Annotated in this window: 14 protein-coding genes; 7 read left to right on the top strand and 7 right to left on the bottom strand. The window is 41.6% G+C overall.

All coding sequences use genetic code 11. The features are described from left to right. Positions 1-382: 382 nt before the first annotated feature. Positions 383-4936, bottom strand: coding sequence for a biotin carboxylase N-terminal domain-containing protein (locus ACRWQL_RS07405; RefSeq protein ID WP_434930527.1), 4554 nt, complete (start codon positions 4934-4936; stop codon positions 383-385). 125 nt (positions 4937-5061) lie between these two features. Here ACRWQL_RS07405 and ACRWQL_RS07410 point away from each other — a divergent pair, with 125 nt between their 5' ends. Beyond that, positions 5062-5973, top strand: coding sequence for a LysR family transcriptional regulator (locus tag ACRWQL_RS07410; RefSeq protein WP_434928239.1), 912 nt, complete (start codon positions 5062-5064; stop codon positions 5971-5973). A 154-nt stretch (positions 5974-6127) separates the two neighbouring features. On the opposite strand, the gene ACRWQL_RS07415 is transcribed toward ACRWQL_RS07410, so the two are convergent. The 6 genes from ACRWQL_RS07415 to ACRWQL_RS07440 all read right to left on the bottom strand — a co-directional run bounded on the left by ACRWQL_RS07415 (position 6128) and on the right by ACRWQL_RS07440 (position 12217). Next, positions 6128-7444, bottom strand: a complete 1317-nt coding sequence (locus ACRWQL_RS07415) for a transporter (protein ID WP_434952921.1) — start codon at positions 7442-7444, stop codon at positions 6128-6130. Positions 7445-7473: 29 nt separating this feature from the next. Further along, positions 7474-8187, bottom strand: a complete 714-nt coding sequence (locus tag ACRWQL_RS07420; protein WP_434952922.1) for a hypothetical protein — start codon at positions 8185-8187, stop codon at positions 7474-7476. A 10-nt stretch (positions 8188-8197) separates the two neighbouring features. Continuing rightward, complete coding sequence (locus ACRWQL_RS07425) at positions 8198-8902, bottom strand: C39 family peptidase (RefSeq protein WP_434952923.1); 705 nt, start codon at positions 8900-8902, stop codon at positions 8198-8200. A 55-nt stretch (positions 8903-8957) separates the two neighbouring features. Next, positions 8958-10025 (bottom strand): hypothetical protein, encoded by a 1068-nt coding sequence (locus ACRWQL_RS07430; RefSeq protein ID WP_434952924.1) that lies wholly within the window; start codon positions 10023-10025, stop codon positions 8958-8960. A gap of 25 nt (positions 10026-10050) precedes the next feature. Beyond that, on the bottom strand, positions 10051-10668 hold the full coding sequence (locus ACRWQL_RS07435) for a hypothetical protein (RefSeq protein ID WP_434952925.1): 618 nt from the start codon (positions 10666-10668) through the stop codon (positions 10051-10053). Between the two features lie 226 nt (positions 10669-10894). Next, entirely contained in the window at positions 10895-12217 is a 1323-nt protein-coding gene (locus ACRWQL_RS07440; protein WP_434952926.1) for a sigma 54-interacting transcriptional regulator, read from the bottom strand. Positions 12218-12806: 589 nt separating this feature from the next. Between ACRWQL_RS07440 and ACRWQL_RS07445 the strand changes: the two genes are divergently transcribed. The 6 genes from ACRWQL_RS07445 to ACRWQL_RS07470 all read left to right on the top strand — a co-directional run bounded on the left by ACRWQL_RS07445 (position 12807) and on the right by ACRWQL_RS07470 (position 18821). Further along, a complete protein-coding gene (locus ACRWQL_RS07445; RefSeq protein WP_434952927.1) occupies positions 12807-13976 on the top strand; it encodes a hypothetical protein in 1170 nt (389 codons plus the stop codon). Positions 13977-14066: 90 nt separating this feature from the next. Then, positions 14067-14708 (top strand): SprT family zinc-dependent metalloprotease, encoded by a 642-nt coding sequence (locus tag ACRWQL_RS07450; RefSeq protein WP_434952928.1) that lies wholly within the window; start codon positions 14067-14069, stop codon positions 14706-14708. A gap of 199 nt (positions 14709-14907) precedes the next feature. Next, positions 14908-15651: an endonuclease gene (locus tag ACRWQL_RS07455; RefSeq protein WP_434952929.1), complete on the top strand. Its 744-nt coding sequence runs from the start codon at positions 14908-14910 to the stop codon at positions 15649-15651. 23 nt (positions 15652-15674) lie between these two features. Next, positions 15675-16415 (top strand): 16S rRNA (uracil(1498)-N(3))-methyltransferase, encoded by a 741-nt coding sequence (gene rsmE, locus ACRWQL_RS07460; RefSeq protein ID WP_434952930.1) that lies wholly within the window; start codon positions 15675-15677, stop codon positions 16413-16415. Positions 16416-16466: 51 nt separating this feature from the next. Further along, positions 16467-17420 (top strand): glutathione synthase, encoded by a 954-nt coding sequence (gene gshB, locus ACRWQL_RS07465; RefSeq protein ID WP_434952931.1) that lies wholly within the window; start codon positions 16467-16469, stop codon positions 17418-17420. 156 nt (positions 17421-17576) lie between these two features. Continuing rightward, positions 17577-18821: an alkaline phosphatase gene (locus ACRWQL_RS07470; RefSeq protein ID WP_434953348.1), complete on the top strand. Its 1245-nt coding sequence runs from the start codon at positions 17577-17579 to the stop codon at positions 18819-18821. The last annotated feature ends 29 nt before the right edge of the window (positions 18822-18850 follow it).

The following is an 18850-nucleotide window of genomic DNA, read 5'->3' on the forward strand; positions in this document are numbered from 1 at the left end:
CTTTAATGATTAGTTTAAGAAGTAGACGGAGCATGCGAAAAGTACCGACACACCGCACATCAGGTTATTTTAGGCGCATATTGTAAATTGGAACCATGCTGGGCGCAAATAGGAGTTGCAATATTTATGACTTTTCATCAAAAAAAAATGCAAAAAAAGGCAATTAATCTATACAAAACAGCAAAATAAAAATAATTGAATATTTTTTAACCAAGCAAGAAAAAAACTACCATTTGGTCAAAATATTGCAATTCACCTACCTTAAAGCCAATTAAGATATTTTTTATTGAAAAATAGAGTTGATTTAAACAAAAAAATACCCGCACTTGGCGGGTATTTTTATCTGGCTTACAAGATTAACTTATATCAGTTAGCTAAGCCGTTATGCGTCAACCGGTGAGATAACAAACAATAGGTCATTTTGTGAAACTTGTTGACCATTACTGTTTAAAATACGCTCTATACGGTATGTCTGATCTTCAGGATACAAAACTGCATCTTGACGGTTAAAGCCTGCTAATGTGACTTGCGAGAACATCTTCATAGCTTCTGTTAAGGCTAATGTTTGATCCACAGTCACTATGTCGCCTTCTTTAACAAAATCAGCTTCACCCGGTGCTGGTGAAGTGTAGAAAATACCTGCGCCCTGAGCCAATACTTTCAGCTCATTACTTTCACCAACACGTAACGACTCAGTATCTACTTTAACGTTTTCTGCCGCAGCTTCCATTTCCGCAATAAGCTCTGGAATATCTAGCTCAGCCATTAAGCGTGGTAAGTAGTTAGTGTCGTATACGCCTTCATTGAAAGTGCGATCTTTAAGAATACGCTTCAACAACGGAATGTTGGTCGCAATACCTTTAATCACTACTGTATCTAAATACTCATACATTTTCTTGATAACATCTTCACGATCGATACCACGAATAATGATCTGCGCGATTAAACTGTCATAGTATGGTGATATTTCTTTACCGGCTTCAGCAATCGAAATCAGCTCCACATCATCACGCTTTGGCATTATACATTCAGTGATCATACCTGGGTTAGGTAATAGCTGCAGAATACCATGACTGTCTAAGGCGGCTTTCTCGGCCGTCACACGTACTTCCATCGCATAGCCTTGATCAACAGGCTGAAGGTTTTCAATTGAACGACCTGCGGCGATATCAAACTGTGCACTAACGATATCAATACCTGAAGTGGCTTCAGTAACAGGATGTTCAACTTGCAGACGTGTATTCATTTCCATGAAGTACACTTCATTGGCATCTAAGTTATAAATAAACTCAACAGTACCGGCGCCCATATAATCAGTTGCGACACCCAATGCACGAGTATATTCCATCACGCGTTGCTTAAGCTCTTCTGGCAACATAGTTGAACCAGACTCTTCAATCACTTTCTGGTTATTACGTTGCACAGAACAATCGCGAATACCTAATACCTTGGTATTACCGAATTTATCACGTAGCAATTGGACTTCGATATGACGTAACGAGGTGACATACTTCTCTAAATACAAGTCGCCATTACCAAATGCAGCTGCGGCTTCTGTAGCAGTTTTTTGGAATAAACCAATCATATCCTCGGCGCGTTTAACCACCTGAATACCTTTACCACCACCACCTTGTACTGCTTTAAGCAGTACAGGATAACCAATTTCAATTGCCACATTTACGGCTTGCTCAGCATTAGTCAAAATACCGTGGCTACCAGGAACCACTGGGACATTTTGTGCTTGAGAGGTATGAATCGCGTTAGACTTATTACCCATAGTGGTCATGGAATGCACACTTGGGCCAACAAAGTTGACACCATTATTCACACACAATGCAGCAAATTGCGGGCTTTCTGATAAGAAACCAATACCTGGGTGAAGCGCATCAACATCTTCGTAGTCAGCCACTCTTAACACTGAATAAGCGTTTAAGTAACTTTCATCAGAGGTATTACCACCAATACAAACCAGTTTATCGGTCTCTTTTAGCATATCCGCTGGTACAGAAGTCATATCTGGATCGGATGCAACTAATACCACGTTGATATTATTATCATGGGCTTTGCGAATTAACTTAACCGCTGTACAACCACGGGCATGAATAAGCACTGTGTTGATAGGCTTCATTAATGCACGGGGATCATTTTGAAGAATAACTTCTTCAACCTCAACCACCTCAGGCACTAATGTTGATAAGGCTTGACCAATAACGTCTTCAATACGTGCTGTTGGCAGTGGCATTAATGGATCAATACCCGTCAACAAACCGTCTAATGTGTCGCTAAATGGGTTGTACACTAAGCCCGTCATTGCACCTGGCACTTTAGACAAGTAATTCGACAGTGTCGCGGTAGACGGCAAATATGCTGGTACCACCATTTGGCCTGCAAATGGCATATTTGTGCCAGACAAATAGTAAGTTTGTACTAAAGGATGCGTTACAAAACTCGCCTGTGCGCCACCGGTACAGTCACCAAAACCAAACATCAATACCGGTAATTCGTTATCACGAATAAAACGAGTGATACGATCGTTTACTACAGCCATTGAGAATAGCGCCGCTGCGCCTTCTTTGGTTTGCATACCACCAGAGCTAATAAAACAGATAACCGGAAGTTTACGCTTAGCACATTCAATTAATAGCGCACTGAACTTCTCAGCGCTGGCCATATCAAATGCACCCGCTTGGAAGGCGATATTTGATACTGCCACACCCACGCGTAGTTTTTTACCTTCGTGCTTAAAATCAGCAAGACCTGTTATCAAACCACATGGGCGAATTTTCTTATCAATGGCATCTTCAATCGATAAACGGAACCCAGGGAAGTTAAGCAAGTTAGCCGACATTTTGTCTGCATTAATTTCGTCAAACTGAGTAAAGAATTTGGCAACCACATTCTCCCAACCCATTTTGCCTTTTTGCTTCTCTTCACGAAGGACCTTCTGGATTAACAAATCTTGATAACCCATGGTCAAACGGTTCCAGAAATCTTTACGACGACCAATACGTACAGGGTTGATTGTCCCTGTGTATTTATCGTGCTCATCCTCACTGTCGAAGTATTCTGGTAATAAACGCTCAAAGAAATAAGTCAAGATAACGAATAATGAATCGTTAAGTTGTGGGAAACCAACACTTTTCCATTGTTCTACACGGGTTAACAATTCAGCACGGTTTGATTGTGCCATAAAGTATTTAAGCCATTTGTAGAACTTGGCTTTGTCATTGGCTTCATCATTAGTTGAAAGTGCATTATCAATCGATTTATGCAGTAATTTATCAACTGATGCACGCGCCAAGCTTTTCGACATCATCGCTTCTTTCGAAATAGACGCTAGGCTGCCTACAACATTGTCATACAAGGCGTTAAATATCAGAATATTGTGACAGTGCCAAATAAAATCTTCACGAAGTTCATCATTAACCACTACATCTAATACGGTCAGTTGATTTAGCTCAGGCCATGCGGCTTGCGTTGCTGATTTTGGTAATGACTCTAAATGCTGAATTAAGCCTTTAAAGTTGTTAGCTGCGTTACCTTTCCAACGGTGGAATAAAGACCAAGCGAGGTTAAAAATTAATGCCTTACGTGCTTTTTTATAGTTCTCTTTCGGCTCACCCAAAATAAAGCGAGTAATGACGTTACGCTCAGTAGACACCTCACTGCGTTTAGTCGAGAAATTGCCCCATAACTTATTAAGGTCTTCATCGTAAACCAGCTTATCAGGGTTTGTTAACCAAGCTTGGAACACACGCTCTTGCTCTTGCTTGATACGTTCAAGCAAATCACCTTCTGGTACGCTCACTTTTGATAAACGACCATACTGCTCAAGCGAGATAGAATGGATACGGCTGCGCAAGGTCAGGTAACGTAAATATCGGTATGCACTACCAAAAATATTGTGGTGCATGGTCGGGTTGCTTGCCACAGCCAAACCGGTATTATTTTCAAGGGTAACGAGATTCTTAGACGGTGCTAAGAAACGCTGTAAACTGCGATCATAATGTTCTTTTAAATCGTCAGACTCACGCACAAAGTTCACTGCCGCACGCTCAACCGCTTCAATTGAACTAATAATGGCACGACGTAAGTTATGTTGGCGCTCATCTTTATCGCTTGGGGTGAAATCGATAATACCGTCGATACAACCTGCGGTATAAAGCTCTTCAGGCGATACCCCCACAGACTTAGCACATTCCTGCCAAGACAAGTTGTACTTACGTGCAATGCTTTGTAAACCTTGCGGTTGGATAGTATTAAAAATACCATCACGGATAGACAACAAAATGTTAGCTGCAGCCAGTGGAATAGCACCACCAGAGTAACCTGCACCAATCACAATACCCACTGTAGGTACGTCAACGTTGGCGCTTTCTGCAATGGCTTTAGAAATAGTATGTGCCTGGTTTTGACTATTGGCGATTTCACCCGCATCGGCACCTGGTGTGTCGATAAGGTAAATAATAGGCATTGATAATTCAGCAAAGTGACGGATCGCTTTGCAGGCCGCTAAATGGTGCTCAGGCATCCAAGCACCGTTAGCAGTGCTGCGCTCTTGGGCAACAAAACCAATTCGGCGAGTTCGAGTGCCGAAGTTTAACTCAACTTCAGCACGGTAGAATGATCCTAGATGGCTTTCTGCTATGATTTTACCTTTTAAATCGGCAATCATGCGTTTCGCGCCAGGGCGATTTTTGTCTTGCGACGGTAAAATAACTTTATTGACGTAGCCGTCAACATCCAAAGACGCCAAACCTTTTAAGTTTGCTTGAATCGCATCTTCAGTTAATAACCCTTTAACTTCTTCCGATAAACTCTGCTTACTATGGGCAGGAAATAACGAAAAATCTTTAGCCAGGTGTTCAGCTTGTAAAAATAATGGATCCGCTGATAGTACTTTAGTCTTGTTAGCGGGCTGCTTTTTGCTGGTCATCCTTAGATCCTCTGCGTCGTTAGCCTCTGAAATTTTTAGCCCGTAAATATAACTTTGTTAATAGGCTAATTACCATATAAACTACCTTGGACGCTTTGTTCCATAAATGAGACAGTGAGGGTAATATGCCGGATTTGAACGGTATGATGCTGTTTGCAGCGGTAGTAAGGGCTAACGGATTCTCTCAAGCTGCACGAGACATCGGACAAGCTAAATCAACAATTAGCCGTAAAGTTGCTCAACTTGAGGAAGAATTAGGGGTGCGTTTACTGCAACGTAACACCCGAAATATCAGCTTAACCCAAGTTGGCGCGCTATATTTTCAGCATTGTGAAACCATTAGCCAAGAAATTGAAGCCGCCAATGCCATCATAGAAAACACCCATAATGATATTTCTGGTTCATTAAGAATTGCCATTCCGGTGTCTTTCTCACAAGAAGTGATAGGTCACTTATGCTCAAGTTTTATGCGACTTTACCCTAATATAGAGTTAGACATTCAGTTTACCGACAGCGACATTGGCCTGGTGGGTGAAGGCTATGATATTGCCATTAAGTACGGTCCTTTACAGTCTTCTGATTTAGTTGCCAGATTATTATTTGAAAGACAGCCGATTTTAGTCGCCAGCCCAAATTACATCAAAAAACATGGCGTCCCCGCTTCACCGCAAGAACTCAATCAGCACCAGGGCATATTATTAGGTACGAGTTTATCCGCGCCAATTTGGTCAGTAGGCAAAGGTAACCGTAAATTTATGGCCACCTTTCAACGTAAAGTACGGGTTAACAGTGCAAAAATGGTTAAACGCTTTGCCTTAGATGATTTTGGCATTGCCTTATTATCCAATACCAGTTGCAAGCAAGAAATCGCCTCGGGCAATTTAGTGCCTATTTTGCAAGAATGGCCAATGGATTCTATTAAAGTGTATGGCGTATATTCAAGCAGGCGACAATTAGCCTCAAATATCAGTGCCTTTTTAGACTTTATTGCTAAGCGTTACAGCAATCAAGAATCATTAAGCGCAATAATGAAGTAAGAGTATGCACCAACAAAATACTATCAATTCTTTTTAGGCTTATACTCTTTTGTATAAATAACTCGAGAGATAATACAATCTCAAGCGGCTTACTTAGCTCGTTGAGGTTAAAACACTTTTGCGACGCATAATGCCGCCTTTAACCTTATTTACACTAAAAGCGGTAAGGGAACCGTAAACTAATTTGATAGTCTGGTGAGTCTTCTGTCAGTCCTGCACCTATAGAGGTCACCATAGATAAATTAGGTGATAAAGCTAGCGTAGCGCCAATACCTAAGCTGGCGGTATTGGTATCAGTGCGAGGAATTTTGTCCCACTCTCCGCCTTCTGGTCGCTGTTTGGTTTTAGTGTAAAAACGTTGATTAAAGCTCATACTTAAACTCATTCGTTCAGAGACAGCAAAAGCTAGACCCACGCTATAATCAAGATAATTTCCTAAGTCAATTTCACCCGGACTTAACCCTGCTGAACCAGACAAATCATCAAATGACTCGGCAAAACTAGCACCATAATTGAAATTAAAAAACACGATCGCAGGATCAAAGGTTTTTGCTAAGCTAAATCCAGTCGAAACACCCCAAACACCTGAACCCGTTGCCATTTCAGTAGGATAGGTCAAATTACCCGTATCGGATGTTTCAAGTAGTATTCCAAACGGATCTTTGCCCGTTGGTGCACGAAGCCTAAAGTTCCATACGACATCGGGCCAGTCTACTGATTCAGTAATTATTCGGTAATAAACAGCTCCACTGACGTCACCGATTTGGCCACCACTAATTTTGGCGGTTTCGTATCGTTGACTTGAATTTCCTTCTCCGACAGAGTCATATTGAGTCCAGCGATAAAGGTACGGCAAACTAAGCTCGAACTGCCAGCGTTCATTTAACGTATAACGGGTGGTAAGATCGAAACGCGTAGTATTGGTGCGAATACGGTCTAAATTTAAATTACCTAAAAAAATGGCATCAAGTGCCAAAAAACCTCTAAGAATAAGATCTTTTCGGCTGTAGTAACTATAGGTAAAAGAAGGTTCTATGGTGAATTTTCGCGAGAAGACGTTATGTGCTTCTTGTAACACGTCATCTGTACTTCTTGCTCTGTCTGGGGCTTTTTTTCGATCAGAAGTATTAGCAATCACTGCAGGTTGAGTAGATTGTTGACTTTGTCGCTCGACCGATGCTTGTGCTGATTGAGGCTCAGAGGGCTGAGTTGTCGCTGCAACATTTGCGGTATTATCTTGCCGACTTAACGCTTCTTGCTTGAGTACCTGTTGTGCCATCTGATTAATCGTTTGTTGTTGCAACTTGATCTGTTGATTTAGATAGATAAGCTTCTGTTTTAGCTTGGTATAGTCTTGTTCGGATAACGCTGGTTGCGAGGCAAGCTCAGAACCAGTGTCAGCAGCATACGCAGGTACAGCCAATATTCCAGGCAGTATCACTGCGATGACTGAGGTCCATTTGTTATTCATATATACGTCCTTGACTTGTACAGACTGAATTAAAATCCCATTGCAGTTAAGTCACTGATTTGCCTGCCAAGTATATTCGACTGCACCGGACCAATAGGCATTCCATCATACCTAAGCGTCGATTTATTAATGACCCCATGACTGAGCCCATTAATAGAAATACTCTGTACTAACTGGCCGTTACCTGCTTGATAACTAATGCCTTGGCTTGCCTGACCCGAAACTAACTCAACTTGGTAACCAAGAGTGTTAGCATTGGTCGAAAAAGTGGTTCCACCATTTTGACTCACAAGTGTCGTTCCTACTGTAACGTCAATCCCCTGCAACAAAGGGGTTAATCGACCTTGGGCCATATCAAACTCATTAACAGCGAGGTTTTCATCGCCGGCAATTTGAATTCGTTGTTGTAAACCAGCGGTTTGCCCTAGGGTATCTAACTGAAATCCATCCTGACTATCGACAACATTGGGGTCGCTGATGCTAATACTTATCGAAGGTTGGTTATCAACTTGCGCAAATTCAATTTGCATACCGACCTGTTGTTGAGTGCCATTATCTTGAATAAAATGCGTTTGCATTTGTAAGCCAAAATAATAGTCTTGCCCATTATTGGCATACTTACCTTTCATTATTCCAAGTTCAAAGTCTGTCAGTATTTGGCTGTGTTGGAACACTGATAATGAGGGTGAACTGGCCATCACAGGTGCAGCGATAGTCAGTAGTAGCATAATGCTTAATTTCATCTCTTCCTCCTTAAAGCATATCTGAATAAGAAAAACCAAATTCAAGTAGCTCGGCATCCGTCATGGGTGACAGTGGATCAAGTGCTTGAAACGTTAATTTAGCTCTGGGGTGCAACAAAGGATTATCACGTTGATACTCTTGCCCAATAACCACAAACACAACGCCATTCCATTTCTGATTGAACTCATCCATTGTCATTATCCGGTTACCCAAAGCGGGATCGCCTAAATAAACATCTCCGCCATCATGGCGGCGAAAAACCACAAAGTGGCTATAACCACCATCATTAAGCAACACAATGGCGGGAATTTTTAGCAACGACATTTCAGATCCACCCACTTTATATCCACGGCCTCTTAAGCCTTGAGATTGCAGGTATCGTTTCATATTAAGCAGTGAAAACCCTTGTTCCTGAACTAATGAGAGCTCAGCATGCTCTAACATGCCAATAAGAACTTTTTGCTCATTAATATCATCACGGCCATAAGCATATTTCAGTAGGCTAGCCAAACTGGCTGCACCGCAAGAGAAATCAGTTCGTTGTTCGATAACGTATTCAAACTTTCGCTCACGAATACTTTGAATCGGTTTAGAGTATGTGCCCATTCCTGGCACAATACCTGTTAAGGATATATCTGCTGCAAAACTGTAATTAGTGAGGTTAAAGCTGAAAATGATCAACGGTGAGATCATCCAATTAAACATATTATTCATAAGATGAATCAGGAGGTTGCCCCCCTGCCTTATTCATAAAAGCTAAAGTAAACCTTTATTCACTAGGAGCTGTTGAGGCTGCGGTAATACTTGTCAACGCTAAGTTGTTTGACTGTAAGTTACCTGTGCCACTCGCCAAGTTAACACCAATATTACCCGATGCATTTTGGAAAGCACTACCCGCTAACAGCGAAGAGTTGTTGGTTTTTTGAGTGACTGTTTGAACAAAGAAAGGTAATTGGCCGCTAACAGTACCATTAAGATCTAAATCACCTTCTTCATTAAAGGTCATCACTGATGCACCAGTTGGATTTTCCGTATCAAAATCAATATGACCTTGAACAGTTCCGTCGCCAGTATTATGTTCACCATTACCATCCAAAATAACTTCAGGGTAATAAGGCTCAGCCAGAGCTGAAGTCCCGTCATAGGTTCCTTCTGCATTTAATGCCAGATTAATTTGAGCATACTCAACAGAATCTTCAACTACACTGAGATTATCAGAATAACTGTGGCCAGTTTGTTGAACATTGGACACACTCGCTTCACCTAAAGCACCGCTATAGGTTGATGCAGCCATATTATTGGTTTGAAGGTTATTACTGCCTGCTGCAACGTTGACACCAATATTACCAGTGGCATTCATAAATGAAGCGCCATCGATAGTCGATGTGTTGGTTGATGCATCATTCCACACAGTATTAAACCCGCCAACCTGTGTATTAAAAATTTCAGCATCGCCAGAACCAAAAGCGAATGCAGCATCTATTGACGCTAAAGCAGCCGAGTTTGCTTGTACGTTAAATTCACCAGCAGCTTGGTTTACACCAATGTTACCGCTTGAATTTTCAAACGCATTACCAGTAATTTGAGCATCATTATCATGGTAAGAGTTCACCACCATATTCATGCTTGATTCCTGTACATTTTCAACCACAGCCATACCTAAACCATTAGCTGTAATTGTGCCTTCAATATTAATTTTACCTTTGTATTGAAGCTCTTTAGATACGTCTATTTTCTTATCTAATTCAACACTACTGTCAGAATCTGTCAATCCGTTTGCATATGCAGAACTACTCATTATTGCTGCAATACTTAGCACTAGAGTGAGTTTTTTCATCTTCCATTCCTCCGATCGATGATAATTAATTCCCGCTTGGTAACTGCAGCGAGAACTGGTTAATGGCAATATTATTATCGCCAGAAATTTGATTCACTTGCATCACGCCTTGCGCATCCAAAAAGCTGTCTGGAGCTATCTCGGCTTGATAATGTGATAGTTGATATGATGACGGTGCCAACTGGCTCGACACCTGAGTTAACGCTTCGTCATCTAGCCCATGGCCCATGATGGTTTCTAAGGTGGAGTCCATAGCAATACTGCCTATATTGGCCTGCATATTTCGCTCACCACTGACCTGGTTAATACTCGCTAAGCCCTGAAACAATGCGAAGGCTTGGCTGTCAATCACTGCCATGCGTTGCTTGTTTGTTTCAGGTGGCAAAGCTGATTGTGGTAAGTGACTGTAATTAATTGTTTGGATGGATGCGGTGTAACCAATAGCGTGACTATTTGATTGAATATTAAAATCACCAGCAGCTTGATTAATACTTGCTCGACCTGCACCTTGCATTACATGCGAGCCAATCACACTAGAATCATCAGCGTAAGAATGAGCCGCCAGCAATAGTAAACTCAGCTGTATTCCTCGTTTCAATGACAATTGCAATAAGTTGCAATCTGATCTGCTAATGATATCCATAAGATGTTCCTTCCATACTTGATACAAGGATATAGCAACCCTTGTGCCAAAGTTGAAAGTTTAAATTTTTCAGATAGATAGCATTTACAACGTGAGGGCGGATTCTCAGAATTAAGAATAGAAATGACTAGGTTATTGAAATAAAACTTAATTTAAAATAGCAGCTCGTTCTTAATATTAAGACTGGGAGAGTAAACGAAATAGATAAACCTGAACTTAACAAAAATTAGACGAGTGGTAAGTCGTGCTTGTCCATCAGTCGATAAAAGGTTGCTCTAGAAATGTCTAAATTACTTGCTGCTAGCTCAACTTGACCATCGGCTATCATGACAGCTTGTTGTAATGCTTGTTTTTCAGCGTCGTCTTTTAACGTTTTAAGCGACTGAGAGCTGTGGCGTTTTTTATCGATTTTAGCTAACTCAAGGTTTTGCGCACTTATCTGCTGCGTGTCGCACAATACAACAGCACGACGAACACGATTAATTAACTCGCGGACATTACCAGGCCATGGGTAATTTAATAACGCATGACAAGCAGATTGCGACAACGGCTTAGTCATCAGTCCATATTCATTTGAGTACACCCGAATAAATTGATTAGCTAAGCCGATTATGTCATCACGTCTTGTTTTTAATTGTGGTGTGTCAATGGTAATGCCATTTAAACGATAATACAGATCTAACCTAAAACTGCCCTGTTCAATAGCACTTTCTAAATCAACATGGGTGGCGGCTAAAATACGCACATCAGCCGTTTGCGGCATGCCGCCAACGGAGTCGAACACACCTTCTTGCAAAAAACGCAGTAAATTTACTTGCAATTCAGCAGGTAAATCGCCAATTTCATCTAGAAATAATGTGCCACCGTCAGCCAAAGCAATTTTGCCTTTTCTGCTACTTGTCGCCCCAGTAAAAGCGCCTTTTTGATGACCAAATAAATCAGACTGAATTAATCCTGCTGCCATAGCACCACAATTCACAGTAACAAAAGGTTGATCTTTTCTAGCTGATAGTTGATGTAGTTTGGTCGCCACTAATTCTTTACCCGTACCGGATTCACCTCGAATAAGTACTGGAATATTTGTGGGAGCCACTCGCTCAACTTGACGAAATAACTGTTTCATAACCTCTGATTCAGTTACTGGTTTATCGTGAATATTAGAAGATTGTTTTGCCTGAGGGGCGTGATGCTGTTGCTTTAATTTAGCTAACCCGATCCCATGTCCCAGGCACTTAGCTAATCTTTCTGCATCAATTGGGCTGGTGCAAAAATCCCAAGCAAATTGAACAATAAAAGTGCTGATAGCAGCATCGTCAAGCTGCGCTTTATTGATAAGTACAATGATATGAATTTTAGGGTCTAACTCTCTGACCAGGTAATTGACTTCGTTGATTATATCTCCCTGCCGCAGATCAATTAAGCATAGGATACAATTAGCTGGTATCTTATTTTTATTATCTTTATCAATATATTGAGTATCAAATTGTAATTGAGAGAGTACTCGATTGAGCTCATAGCATTGAAAACCTGCCATCAGTAATGTTTCCATGTTGATATCCTTTGGATACATTGCACACAAAAGTGCTAACACAAGGTTAGCCTGTGTATTTTATCTATAGATATAACCGGACAATGTTACTGAGATATAAACTCTAAATCGCTTATAATATAAACTCAGATCAATCGCTTGTATCATCGGTAACTTAATACATAAAGAAAGTCATCACTTGTAAAAGCATCATCATTTGACTCAATATTCATTCATGAACAAAAAACTACACTTTGCCCATCTCAAATCATTTTGGTATTGGTTGCTCACCCTAGAGTAACCGCCACAATGGCTAACATCAGTAAATTTGCTATTCCAACTACATTTTCTAGATGTTCCCAGTATGGTTGATAAACGTCATTAGTATAGAGATAATAGCTAATTAAATGGATCTAACTATAAAGTTAACCGACCAAATAAAATACTCAAATCACATTACAAGTAAAATCGGCGTAATACTATGCAGTTATTAAATAGCCTAAGCAACTGTGTTATAACTGTAACTTCTACTCATCGTTAGCCACCTAGTAAGCAAAACGTAATGACATATTGCCTAAAATAGGGCTATCAGGGTCCTAAAGGAACCATCATGATTAAGCACAGCACTTTTGTAATGTTCACTTCATTAGCATTATTCACATTATCTAATTCAGTTAATGCAGGACAACTCGAAAAGGATGTGGAAGAGCTGCGCTTACCTTTGGCCAGTAAAACCATGCCACGTATTGTCGACCGCTATCAGGACGTCACCGAAGGCCTTAACAATAAGCTGTCCAGTGCAACCGATGAACTCGCTATTACTCAAATGGTCGCCAGCGAAGGACATCGTTTATGGCTGCAGGCTGTAAAAGACGTGCAATCAGGCCATACAGATGATCGCGCTTTATATTGGAGCCGACTGATGATGCGTGAAAGCCTTAAAACACAAAGAGTCGGTTATAACATTGCGCCTTGGCAGCGTGAAATTTTGGTCAGCGCGATTGAAAAAACGTCACGTGGTTTTAGTGATATTCATTTTAAAACTGATACACGTATTAAAATTTTACTGACAGGCTTCGACCCTTTCTTCCTCGATAAAGATATTGGTCAAAGTAATCCTTCAGGAGTCACCGCGTTAGCCTTAGATGGTTATCAATTCAATATCGACGGTAAAATAGCTCAAATAGAAACAGTCATGATCCCGGTACGTTTTGCTGATTTTGACAAGGGGATAATTGAATCTTTACTCACACCTATTTATCGCGATAACCGTGTTGATATGATTTTCACTGTTAGCATGGGCCGTGAACAATTTGATATCGAACGTTTTCCGGCTCGAAATCGCAGCGCTGACGCACCTGATAACCTTAATGTCTTAACTGGCGCCTCTAAAACTAACCCATTGCCACCAATGCTAAATAACCAACCTTTAACTGGCCCTGAGTTTGTCGAGTTTTCACTGCCGATAGCGGCGATGCAAAAAGAAAAAGGTCATTGGCAAGTGAATGACAATCACCAGGTTAGCACCATTGACCGTGGCCAGTTTGAAGCAAAGTCGCTTAATGAACTACAAAATGAAACGTCTGTAGAAGGATCTGGTGGTGGCTACCTTTCTAATGAAATCTCTTATCGTAGCATCTTATTGATGCAACAATTTGGTCGTAACATTCCTATTGGTCATATACACACACCTAAGGTAAAAGGTTATGATTCACAGGCTGAGCATGACATTGTTGAACAAATTAAAGTGATGATTGCGGCTGCGGCGGCAAGCCTATAACTTTTCTAGTTAACGTTATTTAACGGTTTACCGTTTAAACGAGTACAATTTAACTCAGCTTTTTCGGCCCACTTATTTAAAGGTATTACCTTGTCACAACGTTTGTACCAGCATTTACACACTATGGCTCAAAAACTGGGCCTTAGCGTTAATTCGCTTACTGCAAAACCCAAAGTGAGCTTAGCTTATTCAAACCAGCAAGCTTTCACTCACACACACATTGTTCATGCTAAGAATATTAGCCAGATTCAGCAAAGTGTTATCGATAAAATTGAAATTGATTATCAATTGGCTGAGCACTATTTTAAGCAAACGTTTCCGCGTCCATTGGTTCAATTTACCTTAAGGGGTAAAAGTGCTGGCACGGCACACTTGCAACTCAATAAACTGCGCTTTAATCCGATATTACTTGATGAGAACACAGCTATATTTATTGACGATGTGGTGCCCCATGAAATCAGCCACTTACTCAGTTTTCAACTATTTGGCCGAGTTAAACCCCACGGGACTGAATGGCAAACTATTATGCGAAAGGTTTTTAACCGCGCCCCAAAAACCACTCACCAGCTTGATACACAGTCGGTACGAGGCAAGCAATTCGAGTATTTTTGCGGTTGTGGCAGCGTGCAACTTAGCGTGCGACGCCATAACAATGTGCTAAAGGGTAAAACCCAGTATCGCTGTAAGTCCTGTCAGCATACCTTGCGAAATACACCGCTCTCACAATCGTAATGCAAACTTACTGCTTACCTCACCTATAACTAACAAGCGCCAAGGTAGTAAACAAGAACCACAGCATCAAACAGATTTCATCCCCCTATCATTGCATCAGTCGAAAGTATCCCTTACCATTTCGCCAAAATGACAGGCAAGGCCAGTTTTCATAACAGCTTTAGTCTGCAATATTGATCATATTAAGGTTCGCGCTATCATGTTTTATCCCCCCATCAAAATGCGATTATTCGCACTTTGCACATTGTTGTGTGCATCTTTACTGCCTTTAACTACTGCAGCGGCGGAGCACCCGACTAACTTCAGTCAAGCTAAACGTATTATTCGCACTATTTATCAGGACAACTTGCCGCTTAAGAGCTTTTATTGTGGTTGTGAAATCGCCATCGCAGGTAAAGTTTGGCAGCCTGAACATCAAAGTTGTGGTTATCAAGTCCGTAAACAGCAAATTCGCGCCAACCGGATTGAGTGGGAGCATGTTGTTCCGGCTTGGGAGTTTGGTCACCAGCTACAATGTTGGCAGCAAGGTGGCCGTAAAAACTGCGGTAAAACTAGCCCACAGTTTAAAAAAATGGAATCAGACTTACATAACCTCACCCCAGCAATTGGCGAGGTGAATGGCGATCGCAGTAATTTTCGTTTTAGCCAGTGGAATGGTAAAGCGGGTCAATACGGTCAATGTGAAATGATTGTCGATTTTAAAGGTCGCAAAGCTCAACCGCCTGCACGCAGCCGTGGCGCCATAGCCAGAACTTACTTTTATATGCAGCAAACCTATGCATTACAAATATCATCTAGCCAGCGCCAATTATTTCAAGCTTGGGATAAAAGTTATCCGGTAGATAAAACAGAATGCAAACGTGATAAGTTAATTGCCCGTTCCCAAGGTAATCATAATGATTTTGTACAAAAACAATGTCAGAATCTAGGGTTAAGCCAATAATACAAGCTCGGATATTACTACTCATGAGAATCCCAAGGATTTACCAAGCGATTGATTCACTCAATATTGATCAAGTCGTTGCTTTAGATGAAGATGGTGCAGCCCACATTGGCAAAGTATTACGCATGGGTGAAGGCGATCAAATCAGTCTTTTTTGTGGTGATGGCAATGACTATTTAGCCGAAATAACTCAATCCAGTAAGAAAAACGTCTCGGTGAAGGTCTTATCTGCCACACCGAATCAATCTGAGTCACCGTTAGATTTACATTTAGGCCAGGTGATCTCACGCGGCGACAGAATGGAGTTTACCATTCAGAAATCAGTAGAACTGGGTGTCACCACCATTACACCGCTATTTTCTGAACGCTGTGGTGTTAAGCTGAATGGCGAAAGATTAGATAAAAAAATCCAACAATGGCAAAAAATTGTTATCAGTGCATGTGAGCAATCAGGTCGTAGTGTGGTGCCTAAAATTAGGCCTGCTATGGAATTAAGCGCTTGGTGCCAAGAGCAAACCCAGGCATTAAAACTGAATTTACATCCACGGGCGGCTCACGGCATTAATGGCTTAAGCCAATTAGGTGCACAACAAAAAGTCCGCTTATTAATTGGCCCCGAAGGTGGCTTGTCAGATCAAGAAATTATCATGACTGAACAATTTGCCTTTACCGACGTATTACTGGGTCCACGCGTATTGCGTACTGAAACAGCGGCACTGACGGCGATAACAGCATTACAACTCAAATTTGGTGATATCGGTTAATGCTACATACTGCAAACCGCTATCACATATTGACACTTTAAGGATATCAACATGATCAAACTCGGCATCGTGATGGACCCCATTAGCGACATTAATATCAAAAAAGACTCAAGCTTTGCCATGCTGCTTGCGGCGCAAGCTCGTGGCTATCAGCTGTTTTATTTAGAAATGAAAGATCTCGCTATGGTAAATGGTCGAGCTATGGGCAATATGCGATCACTAACCGTGATCAATGATGCCGCTAAATGGTTTGAGCTAGGTGAGGCGATTGATACGCCGTTAGCTGATTTAGACGTCATTTTAATGCGTAAAGACCCGCCGTTTGATACCGAGTTTATCTATGCCACTTATATGCTTGAACGCGCTGAAGAAGAAGGCACATTAATTGTCAATAAGCCGCAAAGCTTACGTGATGCTAATGAAAAGCTATTTACCGCCTGGTTCTCTGAATTTACCCCAGAAACCGTCGTAACCCGTGACGCTCAACGTATTCGCGCGTTCCACCAGCAAAAGTCAGATATCATTATCAAACCGTTAGACGGTATGGGTGGCAGCTCTATTTTTAGGATCAAAAAAGATGACCCTAACGTAGGGGTGATCATTGAAACCTTAACCAACTACGGCCAGCAATATGCTATGGCACAGGCGTTCATTCCAGAGATCACCCTAGGCGACAAACGTATTTTAGTGGTCGATGGCGAGCCAGTGCCCTATTCATTAGCCCGTATACCGATGAAAGGCGAAACCCGTGGCAATTTAGCTGCTGGCGGGCGTGGAGTGGCGCAACCTTTATCTGAAAGTGATTGGAAAATTGCCCGAGCTATCGGCCCTGAGTTAAAAAAACGTGGCTTAATTTTTGTCGGTTTAGATGTAATTGGTGATAAACTCACCGAAATTAATGTCACTAGCCCAACGTGTATCCGTGAAATTGAAGCGGCATTTGACGTTGATATTACAGGTATGTTGATGGATGCCATCGAGGCACGTGTTAACCCAGCTCAATAATCAGGAAATTTCATGCTGTTTTTAAACACTTATCGTGGATTTGCTAGCGTATTTTTGTTTGCTTTGACTAACCTTGTCGCCATAAGCGCATTAGCCAATGAAGCCAATATCGTTAGCGATCCCCAAGCTCAAGTGAGCACGCCAGCAGCGATAGCGATGGCAAATAGCAGCCAAAACATTTCACAATCACGTCCTAAAAATATTATTGTGATGATTGGTGATGGCATGGGACCTGCTTACACATCAGCCTACCGCTATTATAAAGATAACCCTGAAACAGAAGAAGTTGAGCAAACGGTATTCGATAGACTATTAGTGGGTATGGCAAGTACTTACCCCGCTACCGTAAGTGGCTATGTCACAGACTCTGCCGCGTCAGCAACAGCCTTATCAACCGGCATAAAAAGCTATAACGGTGCTATTAGTGTTGATGTCGAGAAAAGACCCTTAACCACCTTGCTTGAGAAAGCTAAAACACTGGGCTTATCTACTGGTGTAGCCGTTAGTTCACAAGTTAACCACGCGACTCCCGCGGCGTTTTTAACCCATAATGAAAGCCGTAAAAACTATATTGAAATAGCACAAAGCTACCTTGATACTGACGCGGATGTCATTTTGGGTGGCGGACAACGCTACTTTTCAGCCGAGCTACTTAGCCAGTTTACGGCCAAAGGTTATCAGCATATTACTGAGTTTAGTCAGTTAGATACACTCAGCTCACCTAAAGTATTAGGCTTATTTGCAGATGTTCAATTACCTTGGGTTATTGATACTAAGCAAGCACACCATTTAGGCACGTTGACCCAAAAATCACTTGAATTACTGTCACAAAACCCAAATGGTTTTGTGCTGTTAATCGAAGGCAGCTTGATTGATTGGGCTGGACACAGCAACGATATCGCAACCGCGATGGCCGAAATGGATGGCTTTGCCCACAGCATTGAAATTGTTGAACAGTTTGTTCGCCAGCAAAAAGATACCTTAATGATAATCACCGCCGATCATAATACCGGCGGACTGTCAGTTGGCGCTAATGATGAATATGTTTGGAAACCGGCGGTGCTGCATAAAGTAAAAGCCAGCCCTGATGTAATTGCTGCGAAGGCTATTGCAGCACAAGCATGGCAAGCGATTGTCACTAAGCAATTAGGTTTTGAGCCAAATAGTCAAGAATTTACATTACTCAACAACGCACGCATGCAAGGCAATGAAGCCATGGCAATATCACTGCGTAAGTTAATTGATGTTTATTCAAATACCGGTTGGACAACTCTGGGCCACACTGGTGATGACGTGCAAGTTTTTGCTTCAGGCCCTGGTGCTAAGCTATTTTCAGGCCATCAGGACAATACTGATATAGCCAATAAAATATTCAGCTTATTACCAAGCTCAGCTCAGTAAAGCACTATTAACGATTAGCTAAGCCGATA

The organism is Shewanella sp. HL-SH4 (genome assembly GCF_051164845.1).
Lineage (GTDB): Bacteria > Pseudomonadota > Gammaproteobacteria > Enterobacterales > Shewanellaceae > Shewanella > Shewanella glacialimarina.

Bases quoted from the DNA above. Each gene is read 5' to 3' on its own strand.
- ACRWQL_RS07420 (WP_434952922.1), bottom strand. From the start codon at position 8,187: ATGAAATTAAGCATTATGCTACTACTGACTATCGCTGCACCTGTGATG.
- ACRWQL_RS07405 (WP_434930527.1), bottom strand. From the start codon at position 4,936: ATGACCAGCAAAAAGCAGCCCGCTAACAAGACTAAAGTACTATCAGCG.
- ACRWQL_RS07430 (WP_434952924.1), bottom strand. From the start codon at position 10,025: ATGAAAAAACTCACTCTAGTGCTAAGTATTGCAGCAATAATGAGTAGT.
- ACRWQL_RS07440 (WP_434952926.1), bottom strand. From the start codon at position 12,217: ATGGAAACATTACTGATGGCAGGTTTTCAATGCTATGAGCTCAATCGA.
- ACRWQL_RS07425 (WP_434952923.1), bottom strand. From the start codon at position 8,902: ATGAATAATATGTTTAATTGGATGATCTCACCGTTGATCATTTTCAGC.
- ACRWQL_RS07455 (WP_434952929.1), top strand. From the start codon at position 14,908: ATGTTTTATCCCCCCATCAAAATGCGATTATTCGCACTTTGCACATTG.
- rsmE (WP_434952930.1), top strand. From the start codon at position 15,675: ATGAGAATCCCAAGGATTTACCAAGCGATTGATTCACTCAATATTGAT.
- ACRWQL_RS07435 (WP_434952925.1), bottom strand. From the start codon at position 10,668: ATGGATATCATTAGCAGATCAGATTGCAACTTATTGCAATTGTCATTG.
- ACRWQL_RS07470 (WP_434953348.1), top strand. From the start codon at position 17,577: ATGGCAAATAGCAGCCAAAACATTTCACAATCACGTCCTAAAAATATT.
- gshB (WP_434952931.1), top strand. From the start codon at position 16,467: ATGATCAAACTCGGCATCGTGATGGACCCCATTAGCGACATTAATATC.
- ACRWQL_RS07410 (WP_434928239.1), top strand. From the start codon at position 5,062: ATGCCGGATTTGAACGGTATGATGCTGTTTGCAGCGGTAGTAAGGGCT.
- ACRWQL_RS07415 (WP_434952921.1), bottom strand. From the start codon at position 7,444: ATGAATAACAAATGGACCTCAGTCATCGCAGTGATACTGCCTGGAATA.
- ACRWQL_RS07445 (WP_434952927.1), top strand. From the start codon at position 12,807: ATGATTAAGCACAGCACTTTTGTAATGTTCACTTCATTAGCATTATTC.